General features: G+C 38.0%; 28 protein-coding genes and 1 pseudogene. 16 read left to right on the forward strand and 13 right to left on the reverse strand.

Translation table 11 applies throughout. The features are described from left to right. Positions 1-28 precede the first annotated feature (28 nt). Together FJR04_RS18365 and FJR04_RS18370 are read right to left on the reverse strand one after the other, a co-directional pair. Positions 29-1,189, reverse strand: a complete 1,161-nt coding sequence (locus FJR04_RS18365; protein ID WP_168497425.1) for a hypothetical protein — start codon at positions 1,187-1,189, stop codon at positions 29-31. Positions 1,190-1,574: 385 nt separating this feature from the next. Continuing rightward, on the reverse strand, positions 1,575-1,784 hold the full coding sequence (locus tag FJR04_RS18370; RefSeq protein ID WP_168497427.1) for a hypothetical protein: 210 nt from the start codon (positions 1,782-1,784) through the stop codon (positions 1,575-1,577). Positions 1,785-2,119: 335 nt separating this feature from the next. Between FJR04_RS18370 and FJR04_RS18375 the strand changes: the two genes are divergently transcribed. Together FJR04_RS18375 and FJR04_RS18380 are read left to right on the forward strand one after the other, a co-directional pair. Next, the gene (locus FJR04_RS18375) at positions 2,120-2,380 is read left to right on the forward strand and encodes a hypothetical protein (RefSeq protein WP_168497429.1); all 261 of its coding nucleotides are present in this window, start codon (positions 2,120-2,122) and stop codon (positions 2,378-2,380) included. A gap of 1 nt (position 2,381) precedes the next feature. Beyond that, complete coding sequence (locus tag FJR04_RS18380; RefSeq protein WP_168497431.1) at positions 2,382-2,822, forward strand: HNH endonuclease signature motif containing protein; 441 nt, start codon at positions 2,382-2,384, stop codon at positions 2,820-2,822. Between the two features lie 127 nt (positions 2,823-2,949). Here FJR04_RS18380 and FJR04_RS18385 read toward each other — a convergent pair whose 3' ends face one another. Both FJR04_RS18385 and FJR04_RS18390 read right to left on the reverse strand, forming a co-directional pair. Further along, positions 2,950-3,372 carry a hypothetical protein gene (locus FJR04_RS18385; RefSeq protein ID WP_168497433.1) on the reverse strand — a complete coding sequence of 141 codons (423 nt, stop codon included), beginning with the start codon at positions 3,370-3,372 and terminating at the stop codon, positions 2,950-2,952. A gap of 227 nt (positions 3,373-3,599) precedes the next feature. Then, a pseudogene (locus FJR04_RS18390) lies at positions 3,600-4,700 on the reverse strand (nickel-dependent hydrogenase large subunit); the annotation flags it as partial. 432 nt (positions 4,701-5,132) lie between these two features. On the opposite strand from FJR04_RS18390, the gene FJR04_RS18395 reads away from it, so the two are divergent. The 7 genes from FJR04_RS18395 to FJR04_RS18425 all read left to right on the forward strand — a co-directional run bounded on the left by FJR04_RS18395 (position 5,133) and on the right by FJR04_RS18425 (position 10,128). Then, positions 5,133-6,509: a site-specific integrase gene (locus FJR04_RS18395; protein ID WP_371718354.1), complete on the forward strand. Its 1,377-nt coding sequence runs from the start codon at positions 5,133-5,135 to the stop codon at positions 6,507-6,509. Positions 6,510-6,756: 247 nt separating this feature from the next. Further along, a complete protein-coding gene (locus FJR04_RS18400) occupies positions 6,757-7,173 on the forward strand; it encodes a TIR domain-containing protein (RefSeq protein WP_168497435.1) in 417 nt (138 codons plus the stop codon). Positions 7,174-7,181: 8 nt separating this feature from the next. Further along, the gene (locus FJR04_RS18405) at positions 7,182-8,156 is read left to right on the forward strand and encodes a caspase family protein (RefSeq protein WP_168497437.1); all 975 of its coding nucleotides are present in this window, start codon (positions 7,182-7,184) and stop codon (positions 8,154-8,156) included. Between the two features lie 319 nt (positions 8,157-8,475). Then, the gene (locus FJR04_RS18410; protein WP_168497439.1) at positions 8,476-9,027 is read left to right on the forward strand and encodes a DUF6036 family nucleotidyltransferase; all 552 of its coding nucleotides are present in this window, start codon (positions 8,476-8,478) and stop codon (positions 9,025-9,027) included. Continuing rightward, positions 9,024-9,329, forward strand: coding sequence for a hypothetical protein (locus tag FJR04_RS18415; protein WP_168497441.1), 306 nt, complete (start codon positions 9,024-9,026; stop codon positions 9,327-9,329). The genes FJR04_RS18410 and FJR04_RS18415 overlap by 4 nt, the downstream gene beginning before the upstream one ends. Before the next feature lie 147 nt (positions 9,330-9,476). Beyond that, the gene (locus FJR04_RS18420) at positions 9,477-9,716 is read left to right on the forward strand and encodes a hypothetical protein (protein ID WP_168497443.1); all 240 of its coding nucleotides are present in this window, start codon (positions 9,477-9,479) and stop codon (positions 9,714-9,716) included. Next, positions 9,703-10,128 (forward strand): type II toxin-antitoxin system VapC family toxin, encoded by a 426-nt coding sequence (locus FJR04_RS18425; RefSeq protein ID WP_168497445.1) that lies wholly within the window; start codon positions 9,703-9,705, stop codon positions 10,126-10,128. Before FJR04_RS18420 ends, FJR04_RS18425 begins: the two co-directional genes overlap by 14 nt. 134 nt (positions 10,129-10,262) lie before the next feature. Here the strand turns inward: FJR04_RS18425 and FJR04_RS18430 are convergent, their stop codons facing one another. Both FJR04_RS18430 and FJR04_RS18435 read right to left on the reverse strand, forming a co-directional pair. Continuing rightward, positions 10,263-10,631 (reverse strand): hypothetical protein, encoded by a 369-nt coding sequence (locus FJR04_RS18430; protein ID WP_168497447.1) that lies wholly within the window; start codon positions 10,629-10,631, stop codon positions 10,263-10,265. 90 nt (positions 10,632-10,721) lie between these two features. Further along, entirely contained in the window at positions 10,722-10,940 is a 219-nt protein-coding gene (locus tag FJR04_RS18435) for a hypothetical protein (RefSeq protein WP_168497449.1), read from the reverse strand. A 243-nt stretch (positions 10,941-11,183) separates the two neighbouring features. On the opposite strand from FJR04_RS18435, the gene FJR04_RS18440 reads away from it, so the two are divergent. Together FJR04_RS18440 and FJR04_RS18445 are read left to right on the forward strand one after the other, a co-directional pair. Beyond that, a complete protein-coding gene (locus tag FJR04_RS18440) occupies positions 11,184-11,384 on the forward strand; it encodes a hypothetical protein (protein WP_168497451.1) in 201 nt (66 codons plus the stop codon). Then, positions 11,384-11,644 (forward strand): hypothetical protein, encoded by a 261-nt coding sequence (locus FJR04_RS18445; RefSeq protein WP_168497453.1) that lies wholly within the window; start codon positions 11,384-11,386, stop codon positions 11,642-11,644. The genes FJR04_RS18440 and FJR04_RS18445 overlap by 1 nt, the downstream gene beginning before the upstream one ends. 77 nt (positions 11,645-11,721) lie before the next feature. Here the strand turns inward: FJR04_RS18445 and FJR04_RS18450 are convergent, their stop codons facing one another. Further along, entirely contained in the window at positions 11,722-12,498 is a 777-nt protein-coding gene (locus FJR04_RS18450) for a GGDEF domain-containing protein (protein WP_217359420.1), read from the reverse strand. Between the two features lie 180 nt (positions 12,499-12,678). Between FJR04_RS18450 and FJR04_RS18455 the strand changes: the two genes are divergently transcribed. Beyond that, complete coding sequence (locus tag FJR04_RS18455; protein ID WP_217359421.1) at positions 12,679-13,197, forward strand: HNH endonuclease; 519 nt, start codon at positions 12,679-12,681, stop codon at positions 13,195-13,197. A gap of 132 nt (positions 13,198-13,329) precedes the next feature. On the opposite strand, the gene FJR04_RS18460 is transcribed toward FJR04_RS18455, so the two are convergent. The 5 genes from FJR04_RS18460 to FJR04_RS18475 all read right to left on the reverse strand — a co-directional run bounded on the left by FJR04_RS18460 (position 13,330) and on the right by FJR04_RS18475 (position 15,009). After that, a complete protein-coding gene (locus FJR04_RS18460; RefSeq protein ID WP_168497457.1) occupies positions 13,330-13,698 on the reverse strand; it encodes a hypothetical protein in 369 nt (122 codons plus the stop codon). Between the two features lie 24 nt (positions 13,699-13,722). Beyond that, the gene (locus FJR04_RS25955; protein WP_217359423.1) at positions 13,723-13,911 is read right to left on the reverse strand and encodes a papain fold toxin domain-containing protein; all 189 of its coding nucleotides are present in this window, start codon (positions 13,909-13,911) and stop codon (positions 13,723-13,725) included. Between the two features lie 360 nt (positions 13,912-14,271). Then, positions 14,272-14,526: a DUF3368 domain-containing protein gene (locus FJR04_RS26250; protein WP_254445316.1), complete on the reverse strand. Its 255-nt coding sequence runs from the start codon at positions 14,524-14,526 to the stop codon at positions 14,272-14,274. Between the two features lie 13 nt (positions 14,527-14,539). Further along, complete coding sequence (locus tag FJR04_RS26255) at positions 14,540-14,767, reverse strand: hypothetical protein (RefSeq protein WP_254445317.1); 228 nt, start codon at positions 14,765-14,767, stop codon at positions 14,540-14,542. Beyond that, positions 14,764-15,009, reverse strand: coding sequence for a UPF0175 family protein (locus FJR04_RS18475; RefSeq protein WP_168497459.1), 246 nt, complete (start codon positions 15,007-15,009; stop codon positions 14,764-14,766). The genes FJR04_RS26255 and FJR04_RS18475 overlap by 4 nt, the downstream gene beginning before the upstream one ends. Positions 15,010-15,169: 160 nt before the next feature. Between FJR04_RS18475 and FJR04_RS18480 the strand changes: the two genes are divergently transcribed. Then, positions 15,170-15,394 (forward strand): DUF433 domain-containing protein, encoded by a 225-nt coding sequence (locus FJR04_RS18480; RefSeq protein ID WP_168497461.1) that lies wholly within the window; start codon positions 15,170-15,172, stop codon positions 15,392-15,394. A 177-nt stretch (positions 15,395-15,571) separates the two neighbouring features. Beyond that, positions 15,572-15,703, forward strand: a complete 132-nt coding sequence (locus FJR04_RS26510; protein WP_256366800.1) for a hypothetical protein — start codon at positions 15,572-15,574, stop codon at positions 15,701-15,703. 226 nt (positions 15,704-15,929) lie between these two features. Here FJR04_RS26510 and FJR04_RS18490 read toward each other — a convergent pair whose 3' ends face one another. Then, positions 15,930-16,367, reverse strand: a complete 438-nt coding sequence (locus tag FJR04_RS18490) for a GNAT family N-acetyltransferase (protein ID WP_168497463.1) — start codon at positions 16,365-16,367, stop codon at positions 15,930-15,932. 130 nt (positions 16,368-16,497) lie between these two features. Here FJR04_RS18490 and FJR04_RS18495 point away from each other — a divergent pair, with 130 nt between their 5' ends. Then, on the forward strand, positions 16,498-17,337 hold the full coding sequence (locus FJR04_RS18495; RefSeq protein WP_217359425.1) for a class I SAM-dependent methyltransferase: 840 nt from the start codon (positions 16,498-16,500) through the stop codon (positions 17,335-17,337). A 329-nt stretch (positions 17,338-17,666) separates the two neighbouring features. Beyond that, the gene (locus FJR04_RS18500; protein WP_168497465.1) at positions 17,667-18,524 is read left to right on the forward strand and encodes a hypothetical protein; all 858 of its coding nucleotides are present in this window, start codon (positions 17,667-17,669) and stop codon (positions 18,522-18,524) included. Positions 18,525-18,597: the final 73 nt, after the last annotated feature.

The raw sequence follows: 18,597 nt of genomic DNA on the forward strand, positions 1-18,597 counted from the left end.
TGCGTCTTTGCGCCTTTGCGTGAGATCATCAAAACTTCCAAATCAAAACACGATTATTCCCAGAATCAGCAATCACCGCAATTTCACCACAAACCTTAATTCCATAACACCAATTTAAACTTTCTCTTGTTGGTAATCCAAAATTCCTATTTTCACTCTTACTTGTAAAATTATCTTGTCCCATAACACCATCAGCATCTGCACCATGTAATAATAAAATAGAGTTTCGTATTTTCCATCCTAGCAAACGAGAATTAGCAGTATCTGCAACTATTAACCAATCCTTCCATATATCTACGCCATAAGGCATACTTAAACTACTCCGAATAGGGAAATAAACCCCTTGATTTAATTCCACAAAATTGAAGTTTTTTTGTCCTAAAATCACCGCACAAGCAGCATTATTTTCTGTGGGGATTCCCTCCCAAATCATCACCCGGTTATTACCTGCATCAGTAACAACTAAATTCTCTTCCCAAAGAGTGATATCATGACACCAGCGCATACTAGAAGCAGTGGGAGAAGCACCACCATTTTCATTACGAGATATCATATCTGGTTGTCCCAAAACGATATCCGCAGGTTGTCCATTTTCTATTGGTAATTGATTCCAAATTAATAACCGACGATTTCCAGTATCAGCTACAAATAATTTATTTTTATAACAGAAAATACCATAAGGCCAGTGTAAAGTATTAGCCGCAGGTTGTTGACTTCCCCGGTTAGGTATATTATCAATAAAGTTAGCTTGTCCTAATACCAAATCTGCGGGAATATGACTATCTTTCGGGATATTATGCCAGATTAAAATGCGATGATTCCAAGCATCTGCAACAGCTAAACCATTACCATATTTACAAATACCTGTAGGGACACTAAATGTAGATTTTCCAGGTGTACCTTTGGCGTTTTGTCCTTCACTATAAAAGTCAGGTTGTCCGATTATCCAGTCAGCAGGTTGATGATCTTTTGTGGGTAAATTGCGCCACCCTAATAAACGATGATGTCCTGTATCTGCTACCCATAATGGTCCTGTTGGTGATAATAAACAAGCTGCACGGGGTCCAAACATTGTTGTGGGAGTAGGTGCAAGAGGAATTACTAATTGTTCTGGTGTAATATTATTTCCTAATATTATTTTTGCACCGTCAGCAGATAGGGGTAAATTAAGTATATTTTTAGTTTGCAATGTAGTTTTAGGAAGTAATATTTATTAAATATCCCAGTTTTTACTGTATGGAAAAATCTGGAATAGTTATATCAATTTCCTCTATTAGTCGCAAAATTTCTGTTAAAGAAAATACAATTTTTTGATAATGATAGGACTTACGCAAAATATCTCTGAAACCTTCTTTTCTTCGTGTTCTTCGTTCCTTCGTGGTTCGTTTCTTCGTGACTTGTGCGTAAGTCCTGAATGAATAATTTCATCATTAGATAATTTTAGCGTGGCGTTTTTTCTGTCTTTCAACCATTTATCTAATACTTGGTATCTACCAATTTTAAATTCCCAGATAACTTATTATTTTTTCTGGGTGAGTAATACCCACCCAGTCTTTTAAACGATGATAATTGAATTAACGATGCCGTCTATTGTAACGACATCTGTAATACTTGCCCCGATAATATCTGTAACTATTTCTGCCAGTACAAGTCCGATAACGTCTAACATGGGTAGTTGTCTGACGACGGCGATTATGAGTTGCAGAATCAGCATTTTCTGCAATACCCAACACAGACATAGACGCTATCACAGTAGCGAGAAGAAAAGATGCAATACGTTTCATGGGGATGATTTGAAGAATCAGTAATTATTTCTACAAACACATAAATTTGATGTTGATGAAGCGGAGATTCCATAAAGCTTTAAATAGATATTATCATCAAAGATTCTAAAATTGGTATTAATCATCAATATCTTATTAAAACTTAGTCATTAAATATAATCTAAAAGTTAACTCAGTTTAATTACTTTAAACTTGATCTTTTATTGTCTAAATAATAATTTACCAAATGAATGGTATACTTAAATCATCATATCCTAAAAATACTTAATCTCTTTGGTTGGGTTTGCTTGCCTCAAACCAATCTATAAACTAGAATAATAAAAAAGGATACCGTCATGAATACATCTGTAAAAACAATTAAAGTCTACGACGAAATTGTAGATTTTATTGCTGCTGGTACTACTCCCGCAAGTGTGATTAACTTCCACCTTTCCGAAACAGCACAAAACCGTTTAGAAGATTTAATTGATGGTGCTAAAAATAATGAGCTAACAAAAGAAGATAGAGAAGAGTTAGAGTATTTTTTGACTCTAGAACACATTATTAGATTAGCTAAGGCTAAGGCTCATAAATATATTAATGTTGAGGGTAAATAAGGTGTCTCGTACTTACATTAATTTAGAAATAAGGCGTTTAGTTGTGGAACGTGCTGGTAATATCTGTGAATATTGTCTAATTTCAGAAAAAGATACGACATCTTGTCAAGTTGATCATATTATTAGTGTCAAACATGGTGGTACAAGTACAGAGGATAATCTCTGTTATGCTTGTGTTTTCTGTAATCTACAAAAAGGTACAGATTTAGGTTCAATTAATTGGCAAAATGGTGAATTAGTAAGATTTTTTAACCCCCGCAGAGACTTCTGGGGTGATCACTTTCGACTTAATGAAGCTGTAATTCAACCGTTAACAGATATTGGTGAAGTAACATCACGTATTCTCGATTTTAACAAAAATGAACGGATTATAGAAAGACAATTATTAATAGAAGTTGGTAAGTATCCTTCAACAGCAGGAAAAGAAAAAATGAGTAAATAGTAAAGTAGGTTGTTTTGATCCAAATAAACCCACTATTTATCCATTTTACATTTTACGTTAGTTTTCTTAACTCAAATTACAACTATAAATTATTAATTATTTGGTGGGCAATGCCCACCTTAAAAAGCTATAAATTCACACCATGTTTTTTAGCAATTTCTACAAGTTGCTCATATTGATGTTGTGATGCTTTAGCTAAAATTGCATCTGCTTCTTCTGGATTAGTACCATCTTTAGGAATTAAATACTTAACATAAAGAGAAACAAAATCAACTACAGCCGCTAATCCTGGCAATTCGTGTTTATCGGCTTGATTTCCAGCAATTACAGCCACCAAACCCGCTCTAATTGGGTCAGGTCTTACCTTCATAAATTGGTCAACTAATTGCTTAGAATAATCCGCTGAGGCTAAATTTTTTAACTTACTTTGATCAGGTTTAAATTCTAATCCTGCGGCGCTTGACTGCTCTAACATACACCATTCTATAAATTCTTGCAGTGCGGCTTCAGGAAGCTGAGGAAGATATTGATGTAGTTCTAAATTAGACACAATTAGTTACCAATTTTAGTAAATTTGTCATTGATAATTGATAATTCATAATATAATATTTAGGAATTACCAATTACTCATTAAAATCCAGACTAACCCACAGAATTGGGAACTTTTGTACTGCAAACAACAATTATAAGATATACACAAAAATGCAAAAAAAAAGACACAAAGATAGAAAATCTCACTCCCTCTCTGTGCCTCTGCGTCTCTGCGTGACACAAAAATTAAGCCGTTCTAAAACGTGCCAATTCCTCCCCAGTTTTCGCATCATGAGCGTGAACAGTACACACCAAACATGAATCAAAAGAACGGGCGACATGACCAACTTCCACCGGATCTTTAGGGTCTTGAATTGGTGTTCCTATTAATGCTTTTTCAATCGGTCCTAGTTGTCCTTCACCGTCACGGGGTCCGATATTCCAAGTACCGGGAGCGATAACTTGGTATTGTTTAATTTTGCCTTTTTCGATTTCTACCCAGTGACATAATGCACCTCTAGCGGCTTCAGTTGCACCCCAACCTTTACCATCTTTTTCTTCTGGTTTAATATACCAAGGATCGTTTAATTTGAACTCTCTTAAACAGCGTTCAGCTTGACGATATAGTTTAACTATTTCGTGGACTCTTCCTAATTGGCGAAGATGAACACTTGCACCGCCCATTTGCTTGAATGTGTCCAGAATAAATGGGTCATAATGTTGCCAAGATTCTCCATGATTTCCCCCTGCAACTAATTGACGGGCTAGGGGTCCGGCTTCTAAACGTCCTAAGTCTTGGTGAAGGACTGCACTTGACCAAGAATAAGCCCCAGTAAAGTCTTTTTGGTTGTTATTAATTGGTGTGGTTGTGCGATCGCTTGGATGCCAATCTTCTGTACCCTCATCATACCAAGAATGGGTTAAATTCTCACGGGCAAAACCTTGATTCATCAAGGCATGAGTATCAGTGAAGCTATCATAAACACCGCTTTTCATAATTACAGCAGCGTTACGTCCTTCAATGGTGGGATGATTATATTTATCCTCATGGGGAATATAACCCCAAGTCACATATTTACCCACACCTGCACCATATCGATCTAAACCGATATCTAAACCCATGCGCCAATATAAACCTAAGTCAGATTCCCGATGTTTAACATCTTCATTTAACCACTTTTGAAAGTCTTCATAAGATTGAATTTCTTCATATCTTTCTAAAGAACATCCTAACCAAACTGGTTCTAACCAATTGGTGCGGAAATATTCCAGAATTGCCCAAGCGCGAGTAATATCCGTTAAAGTGGGGGCGCACATCACTCCACCAGGCACCATATAACTGCTATGACAACAGGTGATATGCTGTAAATGTTCCTGAGTAACTTATTTTATCAGGTAATTTTGCTCGGACAGAACATTTTATTTTCACCATTTCAGTTTATAAATAAGGGAATATTTAGGGAATGAGCGGACAAAATCAGGGTAATTTTTATCCCTAACAGTTACAGCAGTTTTCTTGTATTTGAACTACTATTATTAGACCTAACCCCCAGCTTCTCTACCTCTCCCTAACCCTCTCCTAAGAGGAGAGGGAAAAAGAAAAACCTTTGTTGCTGGAAGGGGGGTAAATCAAAGCCTCTCTCCTTGCAGGAGAGAGGTTTGGAGAGAGGTCGGTTTGTGGTCTATTTACCTGAAAATAGCTGTACTGTAATATCGGAAACCTATCCCCCATCTCTACATGAGGATGCAAATGCAGACTCAAGGGACTGGTTCGCAGATATGTTTGCAGACTTTGAGCCGCAGAACACCACAGACGGTAGCTATAGAGGCACAATGGCGAAAATAAAAGCAACAGAATTACAGTATCAAGAAGTTTTTGATCAGAAGTTTGTCGAAGCTAATACTAATTTAAAAAGGGAGAGAATAAGAGTTAGTATTAAACAAACTGGCAATTCTCTCCAATTACGAGCTACCTTACCATTAAAACCAGGAGATTACAGTTTAGGTAAGACAAAAAAGCAGTATGATTTATCTCTAGGAATACCCGCAAATTTAGAGGGATTAAAAACTGCAATTGAAGAAAGTTATGAGTTGGGTAAATTAATTGCTCGTCATACTTTCGAGTGGAATGAGAAGTATTTAGGAATTAAATCGAGAGAGAAGCAAGAGATAAAAACAATTGGGGAATTATTAGATACATTTGATGAAAAATATTATCAAACCCGTCAAAAAACTATCACTAGTCAAAATACTTTTGCTAACTATATATCTGTAATTAAAAGAAACTTGACTCTCACCCATTTAGCCACAAAAGAAAATTTTGAGGAAATTATTAATTCATTTCAGGGTAATAAAAAAAATGAACTAATAGCAGTAAGTTCTGTTTTGATTAAAACCTTTAATTTAGGATTTCAACTCGATGTCAAACGAGATCATGTCACTCCTGCTTATCGAGAAATTCCTGAAGATGAAAAAATCATATCTGCTTTTGACCTGTTTGAAAAATTTGCACTCAACCGCAAAAATACAAACATTAGTGATGAAATAGACACCTGGGAAATGTGGCGTTGGGTATATGGAATGTTGGCAACTTATGGGTTAAGACCAAGGGAATTATTTGTAGAACCGGATATTAATTGGTGGATGTCTCCCCAAAATATAGATCATACTTGGAAAGTGAATAAAAATACCAAAACTGGATATCGAGAAGTTATTCCTTTTGTCCCTGAATGGATAGAATTATTTGATTTACATAATCCCAAACCATTAAAGATTTTAGAACACAAGGTGGCAAAAATTGCATCTGTACAAAATATTAATTGGATGCGGAGAGATATATCCAGATGGTTTAGAAAAGTGGGAATTGATTTTCAACCTTATGATTTACGGCATGGTTGCGCGATTCGAGCGCATCTTCAGGGAATACCGATTAAAGCCGCAGCAGATAATTTAGGTCATACTGTTGATGAACATACAAAAACCTATCAAAGATGGTTTGGGATTGAAAACCGGAAAAAAGCCTTTGGTGAGGTAATTAGTCAAAGGTCGTTAATTGAGTTGCAGAAGAATGAAATTTTGGCATTAAGGATGGAGAATGAAAGGTTGAAGTTGGAGGTTGAGAGATTTAGGAAAATTCTGGATATCAGCAAGAAATAAGCTCAAACTACTGTGGTGGCGAACAAACTCAGATGAATAGCCCGAAATATTCCGTAATAATACTTGGATATTGACGATATCCAGAGTTTTTCTTGCTATTACCTAGACGTTATGGTAAGGTATAATGGGTCACGATATTGTCATTACCTGAGTTAAGGTCAACATAACCAGTGTAAAATCTGGGTATGTTAGACCGAAACTTTCCGTCTAATAGCTACTACTAGTTAGATAAAAAAGAGAGATAAACATGCCTCAGTTAAAAACATACCGTCTCTTTATCAGCCATTCATGGGCATATGGTGATGCATACGATAAATTGGTTAAATTCTTCAATGAATACCCAAATTTTCATTGGATTGATTACTCTGTTCCAAAAGACGATCCAATACATAACGCACCAAATGACAAGGCACTCTATGAGGCGATAAAAAACCAAATGCAATCTGCAAATTGTGTGGTTATGTTGGCTGGTAAATATAGCACCTATTCAAAATGGATAAATAACGAAATTGAAATAGCAAAGAAAATATTTTCAAAGCCACTAATTGCGGTTGAACCTTGGGGTTCGGAACAAACGTCAAAAATTGTGAAAGACAACGCCGACGCAACTGTTAAGTGGCAAAGCTCATCCATTGTTGAGGCTATACGAACATACTCTATATAGGAAGGGATATGAGAAAAGCTCTAGTTGTTGGAATAAATTACTATGCTTGTGGTTCCCCTCTGTATGGGTGTGTGGATGATGCTCATGCCGTAAAAGCAATCTTATCAAGGCATGGTGACGGCTCAATAAATTTTGATGTTCAGTTATTTACAGGAACAGGATCTTCTGACAGTGTTTCCCGAAACCAACTCAAAGACCATATTCAAAAGCTTTTCTCAGATGATAGTGAGATAGCACTTTTTTATTTCGCCGGGCATGGTCATATTGAGTCTACTGGCGGATATTTGTTAGCAAGCGATTCCCGGAGAGGAGATGAAGGGGTTTCTCTTACAGAAATCTTGGAATTGGCAAATAAATCAAGAGCAAAAAACAAGATTATTGTACTAGATAGCTGTCATTCAGGAATTGCTGGAACTCCTCCATTATCAGGTAACCATGCCGTATTAGCCGAAGGACTCACCATCCTAACAGCGTCAACAGAAGATCAATACGCGACAGAGAAAAATGGACGAGGAGTTTTCACTACTCTCTTCGTCGATGCACTAAGTGGGGTATCCGCCAACCTTCTAGGTGACATAAGCCCCGGCAGTGTCTATGCGTATATCGATCAATCCTTGGGAGCTTGGGAGCAGCGTCCGGTGTTCAAGACTAACGTGAAGAGCTTTGTCTCATTACGGAAAATACAACCAAACGTTCAATTGACAGATTTACAAAGGATTACTGAATTCTTTCCAATAGCAGGTTATGAATTTCCATTAAATCCAACTTTTGAACCAGAAATGAAAGGGCGAAGCGAAGGAATGCCTGATCCCATCCCAGGAAATACAAGAAAATTTGCAGTTCTACAAAAATTTAATCGTGTCAATTTGGTCGTTCCTGTTGACGCTCCTCATATGTGGAATGCAGCTATGGAAAGCAAGGGATGTAAATTAACTGTACTTGGTGAGCATTATAGGCGCTTAGTTGAGCGTGGAAGAATTTGAAACTGTTATCATGATCTAACAAATCGTTCCAGTGCGATCGCTGATATTGTAGGGTGCGTTAATGAAATGTAACGCACCTTATTACGTTTTCATCTTTGAGAAAAGTGCGATCGCTCAAAATCAATTATCTTGTGCTTCCTTAACTGGGATTAACTGCGATCGCTAATATTGGGGAAATGCGATCGCTCAAAATCCATTGTCTTGTGATTCTTTAACTGTGATTAAATGCGATCGCTAATATTGATAATATTGATTTGGTGCGATTCCTACGGAGCGCTTCGCTATCGCTCAATATCCAAACACATAAATCAATAAAAATATGCGTGCAAACATTGACACTCAAAAGTTAGAACGTCTGATGCAACTCTTGGGTAGAGAAGCCCAGAGTTCAGGCTGCATCTACTTTACAGGTGGAGCTAGTGCGCTACTAATTGGATGGCGTAACTCCACAGTTGATGTTGATCTTCGTCTAGATCCTGAACCACCAGGGATTTTTCAAGCGATCGCCAAACTCAAACAAGAATTAAACATCAATATCGAATTGGCATCTCCGCAGGATTTCTTACCACCTCTTCCAGGATGGCGTGATAGAAGTGTATTCATTGGCAAACAAGGTCAAATTTCCTTTTATCACTATGATTTTACAGCCCAAGCTCTTTCTAAACTATCTAGGGGATTTGACCGTGATATTAAAGATATTGAAGCTATGTACAAACAGAAATTATTCTCTTTGAATGATTTACGGAATTGCTTTGAAGCAATTACACCTGAACTAATCAGATTTCCCTCTCTAAACCCTGATATCCTTAGACGTAGAATTGAGAAATTTATTGAACGTTGTGAAAATAACCTGGAGGAAAATCAATCATGAATCTTAATGAATTACCAGGTGCAGAAACAATATTACCTGGACTTAATGATCTTCACAATGGTGAATCTAATACAATTGGAGCATTATTAATTGCAATTGCCTCAACACGATTATCTGAAGCCGGTTTAGATATCCCTAAAGATCACCTAGCACCAGAACCAGAGTTAACTTTATATGCTAATCTCCAAGATAAACAAGAGGATGCTTACGTTTACTATAATGCTTTGCTTAATCAACTAAATAGCTTTTGCAATGCTATGGAACTAAGTTATAAATATAAACCTTCTAAATTGACTGTTTAACATCTTTGAGAAAAGCGATCTCGCTCAATTTTCATTTTTTTGTGCTTCGTTAACTATTATTAAGTGCGATCGCTAATATTGGGGAAATGCGATCGCTCAATAACATTTCTCGCTAAACTATAATCAGGGAAACAGCAAAATGAGATTATGAACTTAGATACCATTCAACAAGATATTGCGTCTCTTCCGCCCGATGCACAACAAATCATAGTGGAACTCGTAGAAGTCCTGAAAAAACGCTATCTTCTAAATCAACACCAATCTTCAGAAAATTCCTTGCCAGACTGGTCAGATTTTATCGGTTGTATAGAAGCTGAAACAGACCTCTCAAAAAACTATAAAAACTACTTAGACCGTGAACTTAATCAAAAATATGATCATAGTTGATACAGGCTTTTGGTTAGCTCTTGCCAATAAAAAAGATGCAGTTCATATAGCCGCCAAAAAACGATTTCAAGATTTAGCTAATCAGCAATTTATTACAACCTGGTGCGTCGTCACAGAAACGTGCTATCTATTACAAAAAAGAGTAGGAGTAGATGCTCCAAAAATCTTTATTAATAAAATTTCTACAGGAAAGCTACAAATCTTTGATCTGAAACAACATCATTGCCAGCGTATTGAAGAACTGATGGAAAAATATAAAGATTTACCGATGGATTTAGCCGATTCCTCTCTTGTTATCCTGGCAGAAGAATTAGGTCATGGCCAAATTTTATCGGTTGATTATCGAGACTTCAACACCTATCGCTGGAAAAATACAGAACCGTTCGATAACCTCTTTCAGGAATTTTTATGACGTAGTGCGATAGCGAAGCGCTCCGTAGGAATCGCTGCGATCTCTTCTCTTTGCGACGCTCCGCGATCGCTATCGCACTTGAAAAAATAATTGCGACAGAAACAACGAAGCACACTAAGATTCAGTGTTATTCTTCAGGCAGCTTTTTGAGAATTTTGAGAAGATGGTTCAGCCATAATTGGTTCAATATCCTGGCTTTTGTCTCTTTGGATAAATTCATCTAGTAATTGAAAAAAGTAATCAAATGCAGCTTTTTCATCAATACAAGTGAGTAAAATAATTTTATCCCAAGCGTTAACGGTATGGATAGATAAGCGGTTTTGTAGCCAAGGTTGAAAGTTTTTATAAAAATCACTTTCAGTTTCAGTATTAGCAATACCTAATTCAGAACGAGAAAAGCGATATCCCAAAATAAACATCTGTAAATTACTGATAGATGCTGTTCCCAAATATAAGCCTGGTTTGGTTTTAATTTTTTCTAGTAAGTTGAATAATGCACTCATTGAGTTTAACTCCATTAAAAGTTTGCATAACTCAGAATGATAGGAATTGTGGGTAATGCTTCATCATCATTAAAGGGAAATTCCACTGTACTAGCCATCAGTAGATGCCTCTTGGTGATCCTGAATCATCTGCATGAGGATGTTTGCAGCTTCCGTTGCGTGATATGGCGACCAAATCGGATACTCTGAGGCAGAAAAGATCACTTGTAATTCGGCATTTGGGATTTGTGTAGCTAGGAGTTTAAAGAGTGATAATTTGTCTGATTGACTCAGATTATTGACTAGAGGAATTAACTCAGCGAGTGACATATTTTAAATTTTTAGATATACAATAATACATTGATTATAAGCGATCTGTAAGGTACGGTCTCATGGATCTGTTAAACATCTTTGAGAAGTGCGATAGCGCGATCGCTGCTGCAAGCAGTTCGCTCAATATCCAAACAAAGATGTGTGCAGAGTGTGTTTGATATTCAGTGGCAAGGTAAAAATTAGAATTACTCCTCTCTACAAAGCTATAATGTGATTGAAGTCAAAAAACTATCATCCGATATGTCAACCATTGAACAAATTGAAGCAGCTATTCTAACGCTTCCACCAGAACAATTTCAGCGACTTCGGCAATGGATCTTAGACCTAGACTACCAACATTGGGACAAGCAGCTAGAACAGGACATCGCAGACGGCAAACTGGAGGCTTTAGCAGAAGAAGCGATCGCTGAGTTTAAAACGGGACATTGCCGAGAACTCTGATGCACTATACAACGCGAAGATTTTGGAAATGCTATGACGAGTTGTCCCATCAAGTTCAGGAAACAGCAGATCAGTGTTACGAACTTTTGAAAGCTGATCCATCTCATCCATCATTACACTTCAAGAAGATCGGTAAAAAATACTGGTCAGTTCGAGCAGGATTAGACTATCGGGCTTTAGGAGTTGAGGTAGAAAGCGGTATTTCTTGGTTTTGGATCGGAACTCACGCAGAATATGACAAGCTCATTGGTAAGCTTTAACCAGCAGCCCCCTACGGAGTCCTGGCCCAAGTCCTATGATCGAGGTAAGGGCTGTAGCTTATGAAGATGGGATAAAGTTAGTCTGCGATCGCCCACTGATTTCGACCGTTATTTTTAGCTTTATACAATCCTCGATCTGCGCGGGATAATAGGTTTATGCACTTTGGATCTGGCGGGGTAAAAAGGCTAATGCCAAGACTAATCGTGCTACGAATCGTTTCTCCAGAAGTTAATTCAATAGTCGTAACAGCCACATTCTCTCGAATACGTTCAGCAACAGTACACGCTTCTGGTAAGGGTGTATTCAGCAGAATTACAACAAACTCTTCACCACCGAAACGTGCAATTACATCATAGGGGCGCAGGGTAGATTCACAAACCTGAGCAATCTCTTGTAGCACAATATCTCCATTTCCATGCCCATAGCGATCATTAATAGACTTAAAATTATCAACATCAAGTATCAGTAACGACATTGGCTCATTTGAGCGCAAGGTTCTCGCTGACTCAATCTCAAGACAATCCATAAGATAGCGGCGACTATACACCTTCGTTAAGGGGTCGCGGTTAACCATTTCTAAAAGTTGGGTTTGTAGATCCTCAAGCTCAAATAGAAGTTTAACAACGAAGTTGGTCGCTAAAGGCGCAACGATTCCGGGGATTATGGCAGCAACCAGTAATGATTTGAGGAGTACATCTATCCCCTCCCACCAAAATACTGTCATTATTACACCAGTAATTATTATCGACATCAGAATTGAAAACAAAGTAATAGCGAACACTGAGCGATAATGTCCCATGCCTAAAATTGCATTTCGCCAAGTCTTTGCTCTTTGGATGTTATTGAAAGGCATTAAAGTAAGCAAGTAAAAGAAAATAAATAATAGGAAGCAGTGAAACTATTGTCGTCTTTTAATCTGAGTGCGATAGCGAAGCGCTGCTGCAAGCAGTTCGCTAATCCTGTAGTTTAATACTCCAAATAGGGATATTATACGGAAAAATTCCATACAATAAGTAATTGGATGCTTGTCGTGATGCCGAAAAATACTGTTACTACGTGCGTTGTTCTGAACGCAAAAATTCGAGAGGAGTTTGGTGATATGCACCTGACTGTTGAATTAGTCCCAAGCAGATGCTGGTTCTCGAATGTTCGTGACCATGTTAGTCAAAGCGATTGGGACAAACTGCGAAAAGCGTCGTATAAGAAAGCAGGCTACGTTTGTGAAATATGTGGCGGGCGTGGAGAGAAGCATCCTGTCGAATGCCACGAAATCTGGGAATACGATGATGAAGGATTTACCCAAACGCTAAACAGTCTAATTTCATTGTGTCCGAATTGCCATGAGACAAAGCATATTGGGCTTGCGGGATTGCGCGGGCGTGGAGAAATTGCCAAAGCTCATCTGGCCAAGGTGAACGGCTGGACAAGCGAGCAAACCGAGCAATACTTGAAACTTGTATGGGCAGTTTGGACAGAGCGAAGTAAGCACGAATGGAAACTCAACTTTGAATGGCTTGAAAATCTTAGCGTGCATATCAAGCCAAAAAGGTGAGAGAGACTCAGATGATTTATTCAAACCAAGTGTCGGTTAATGCTTCCTTAACTGCGATCCCTAGTTCTAATTTAAGTGCGATACCTACGGCGAGGGATGCGATCGCACTTGAAAAAATAATTGTGTTATTCTTCAGGCAGCTTTTTGATAATTTTGAGAGGATGGTTCAGCCAGAATTGGTTCAATATCCTGGCTTTTGTCTCTTTGGATAAATTCATCTAGTAATTGAAAAAAGTAATCAAATGCAGCTTTTTCATCAATACAGGTGAGTAAAATAATTTTATCCCAAGCGTTAACAGTATGGATAGATAAGCGGTTTTGTAGCCAAGGTTGAAAGTTTTTATAAAAATCACTTTCAGTTTCAGTATTAGTAATATCTAATTCAGAACGAGAAAAGCGATATCCCAAAATAAACATCCGTAAATTACTGATAGATGCTGTTCCCAAATATAAGCCTGGTTTGGTTTTAATTTTTTCGAGTAAATTAAATAATGCACTCATTGACTTTAACTCCATTAAAAACTTTCAAAATTCTTCTATTACTTCTATTTTAAACTCATTAGATAGAGAGGTAAAATCCTGAATCCAGTCATCTGGGTATAGTCCTTGTGGGGAAAGATTGTCAAAAATTTTGCCAAAAACTTCAACACCGTAATGAACACCATTTTCCGTAATAGTTTCAAAGCAACCTTGTTTTTCTAGGCGATAACTCAAAATAAAGTCTTCATTGTCTTATATGGTCGAAAGTCGCCAAAGTTTACCAGGAATTTTACGTTGTTTTAGCCACTGTTTGAGTGTCTTGGCAATGAAGTAATGGAAATCGAATGACAAGATTACCAATTGCTTGATGAATTTCGGCAATGTCTAAATCATCCGGTAAATTATTCAGAAATAGCACCTCCTAAAAAATGTTGCTCTTATTTTATAATACATTCGCCAAATTGAAAAAAGCCTTCATTGGTAGTGCGATGATTAGGGCAAGCGAAGCGATCGCTATTTCTGATTAAATTGCGATACCTATAGTGAGCGATCGCATTCTTATTAAATTATTTATTTACAACTTTGAATTAAAATTCACTCATCTGCAATATCTAAAATAGTCTTATACAACTGATCACTAACACGAAAATCAGCTTGCTTAATCAATTGGTCTACAAGCGGTTTGACAGATTTAATTAAGCCATTCTGTTTCCCTTGTATAAGTACACCTAATAAGCCAGTAACTTGTAAACCATAGCTTGTTGCCACTAAACGACCTCGACGTTCATCCATCAAAAGTAAACCAGCTTTTAACTCCAGTGCTAGAACGATCGCTTCCGCTTCACCCAAATCAATATTTTCTTCACTTTCGGTGAATTATAACTACTTGTTGTTGATCTGTAACTGTTTGAGTTTCAATCCAGGGTAAACTTTGCACCTCCATAGCACCAGGAACAGGTTTACCAACATTTACCATCTCATCATAGACAGCTACCGGGATAATGATGTGGGTATAGAGTTTTTGTAGTAAATCTAGTTGTCCAATAGCCGCTAGATTCGTAATTGGTGAGGTATCACTAACAACAATCATAGTAACCTCATTGACTGCAAAGTTTTCACATCTGCCTCAAAATCCTCCACATCATAGTTAATACAAAGTCCGCGTTTAGCGAGTTCATGTTGAAATTCAATTACTGTTAGTCCAGTCCAAGCACGAACTTTACCACTACTGATTTTTTCTTGTTTATAAAGCATAATGGCAATTTCTAACTTTAATTCATTCTCCGTCATTTTTGCGGCTCGAATAATATCATCAGGAATTAAGACACTCATAGAAATGGCGATTAAATTTGTTTACTCTACAATTTTAAAGGATACAGAGAAAAGCGATCATGCTCAACTTCTTTTTCTTGTACTTCCTTGATCATGATTGAACTTGAAAATACAGATATAATTATAATTTAGAACTCACAGTTATTTAACTGAATTTGTTATGCCATTAACATCACCTATTATTCATAGCGACCCTGATATTCTAGGGGGAACACCCGTTTTTGTGGGAACTCGTGTACCAATAAAAACCTTGCTTGATTACCTTGAAGCTGGGGATTCATTAGACGTATTTCTAGACCACTTTCCTAGTGTCACACATAAACAAGCGATCGCGGCTCTTGAATTAGCCAAGGAAATGCTCACAGCTTATGCGAATCCTGCTTGATGAATGCGCTCCACGTCCCTTAAAGCGTCAACTTGCGGAATATGACATCAAAACAGTTGTGGAGATGGGATGGTCAGGAAAAAAGAATGGTGAATTGCTACAACTCATGAGTCAAAAGGTTTCACGATTCTGCTCACTACAGATCAAAATTTACGCTATCAGCAAAACTTACAGCAAGTGGGAGTTGCAGTTGTTGTTCTTGTAGCGCAGAGTAATAAACTTGCTGATTTACTTCCTTTGTTGCCAGATGCTCGTAAAGTTTTAAATACAATTGTTCCGGGAGCAGTAGTTGAAGTTGGTGGTTCGTGATAGCGATAGCGCAATCGCTGACTTGTCAGTTCGCTTAACTTCCTTTTTTGTGCTTCCTTTAACTACTATGAAGTGCGATGCCTACGGCGAGCGAAGCTATCGCTAATATTGGGTTAATGCTATCGCTCAAAATCCATTTTCTTGTGCTTCCTTAACTATTATTAAATGCGATCGCGCGATCGCAGCTGCAAGCAGTTCGCTCAATTGCCATTTTCTTGTACTTTCCTTAACTATTGCGAGCAGTAAATTTCAGGCGTAATACTTGCTGCCCAGTAGGCTCATGCAATTTCTCTTCTAGATACTCAAAACCGTATCGAGAGTAAAATTTACGACCAATTGAGTTTTCCTTAAATACCTCAACCTCTAGGTCGCCGTGTAATTCTTGTGCTTTATCCATTAGGGCTTTTCCCACACCCTTGCCGTGGTAATCTGGCTGTAGAAATATAGCTCCCACCTCGTTGCCCATTAGTGCAATAAAGCCCTCAACATTACCATCTATATCTACGACCCATGTATTTGTATTAGGTATGTATATTTCAGCTACGTTTATTCGCTCTTGAGCTATAAATTCGTTGGTCATAAACGGATGTGCTAATCGAGTTGCTATTTCCCAAGAGGAGAGAACAGCATCTAAGTCAGAATTTTCATATTGTCGTATCTTCACGAGTCTATTTCCTTGTAAAACTTTTGACGATTTTTAGTTATGACGATTCATCATTATATCTATGTTTCTGAGTAATTCCTAAACGGTGCGGATGTCGTAACCATTTTGTAATAGATAGGTAGCAAAATGTGTGACAACCCACCTTATAGTAAATAGTTATGGACATAAACAGGTAAGGAGAGACAATATGGAAGATTACCAACTCTTGATAGACCTCCACAAAGGTGGTGATCGGCAGGGTCCAGGCGGTGATGCAGAGACAAAAATGGCCATAGATATGTCTATGGTAGATAGGGTTGCGCCGCTAAAAATTGCAGATATAGGTTGCGGAACGGGAGCTTCCACGCTCTGTCTTGCTCAACAGTTGAATGCTCAAATTACGGCAGTAGACTTTCTTTCGGATTTTCTGGAAGTGCTGGAGAGTAAAGCTGATAGAGCAGGACTTTCTGGAAAAATATCGCCCCTTTCATGTTCGATGGATAACCTACCCTTTGGTGATGGGGAGTTTGATGTCATCTGGTCTGAAGGTGCAATTTACAATATTGGTTTTGAAAAAGGGGTAACAGACTGGAATCGTTATTTGAAAGTTGGGGGCATATTGGTTGTTTCAGAGATTACTTGGATTACAGCATCCCGCCCGTCAGAACTCCAGAAACATTGGGAAGGCGAGTATCCCGGAATAGATGTGGCCTCTTCAAAGATTGGCGTACTGGAGAAGAATGGCTATTCTCCGATTGGCTATTTTGTTTTACCGGAGCATTGTTGGTTAGATAATTATTATCGGCCTATGCAGAATCGCTTTAAGAGTTTCCTTAACCGGAACAGCAACAGTGAAGAAGCACGGGCAATAGTTGAAGCAGAAAATCGAGAAATTGAACTGTATGAGAAATATAAAACTCACTACAGCTATGGTGTATATGTTGCAAAAAAGTTAGATCGCCATAACAAACCCAATGCAGCGGGATTGTGAACTTTCAGCAAGCGATCGCAGTCTAGAGGTGTTAGAGTAGCTGTTAAACATCTTTGAGAAGTGCGACGCTCAATATCCAAATAAGTCAATCCTCTATACTCAAACTAACCCGTAACTATTTAAACCTTCATATTCCCATTTAAGTATTTATATTGAGAAAAAACCGGATTTATATTTCAATAGAAAGAAAAAATTATACTTAACCACTTGCCTTCACTTTCCTTAAATGCGATTAATTGCGATCGCATCGCAGCATAACAAAACATTGGAGCAGACAAATATGATATTTTAGTTTTGAGTTGGGAGTAATACCTGTTGAAATTTCCAAGATGAATTTATCTAAAGACTTATTCTGCAAAGGTTTGCCAGTTAGTTTTTCTCTTGTCATAATCATGACTTTCCTTGCGCCGAAAGTAAAAGCTGAATATGCTTGCGGTGGCGCAGGTCTGGGAGAGATAGTGGTTGGGAGAACCCAAGGTGGGCATGGTGTCGCATCTGTTCTCCTTTGTGACAGAGACCCGAATTATCAAGAAGAGCAAGAGGATCGAGGGAGTGATAATTCTCGTTCTCGTTATTACGACCCTCAGTTTGCGGCTCTACAGTTTCAAGCCGCTTCTGCCATGAGCAATTTGCAACAACAAGCTCAATTATTGCAAGATCCAAAGTATCTGAAATATCTATCGGGTAGTTGGAAGCTTTTTCCTACTTCAAGGTTAGAGGGGGTAAAATCAGGTGGCTCTTGTGTTGCATCCTTTTTCAAGGCATCAATGGATCCAGAAGCTAAAAACGCTCCAGTCATGATCAATTTGTTGGGGCCAACTGGCAACGAGAAGTTTGCTCTCCTGACATTTGCAACCGAAAGTATTCCTAAACCTAAAACGATACAAACAATCACGGTTACTTTGATTCAAAACAATGACCCCCCTGCTACTGTCAAGGCATTCAATTACACAATGCCAGATATGCCATTTGGGGTGATTGCTTTTGCTGTACCGACAATTGATGCAGCTTTAGCGGGGATAGAAGATGTCCAGAACTTTGATGTAAAAATAGATGGTAAGTCTGTTGCTAAGACCATGTGGCATAGTGGGCTAAAGGTAAAGGATGAATTCCGTAAGTGTTTAAATGGTAAACCTTATTCGGTAACGGAAATTGACATAGTGCCGGAGCGTTTGAAAAAACCATAACTCAGAATTTTAGTCTCACGCAAAGGCGCAAAGACGCAAAGGTAAGAGTTTTAAAGGTTCAATTTAGGAATTT

Source organism: Anabaena sp. UHCC 0204 (assembly GCF_009711975.1).
Classification (GTDB): domain Bacteria; phylum Cyanobacteriota; class Cyanobacteriia; order Cyanobacteriales; family Nostocaceae; genus Dolichospermum.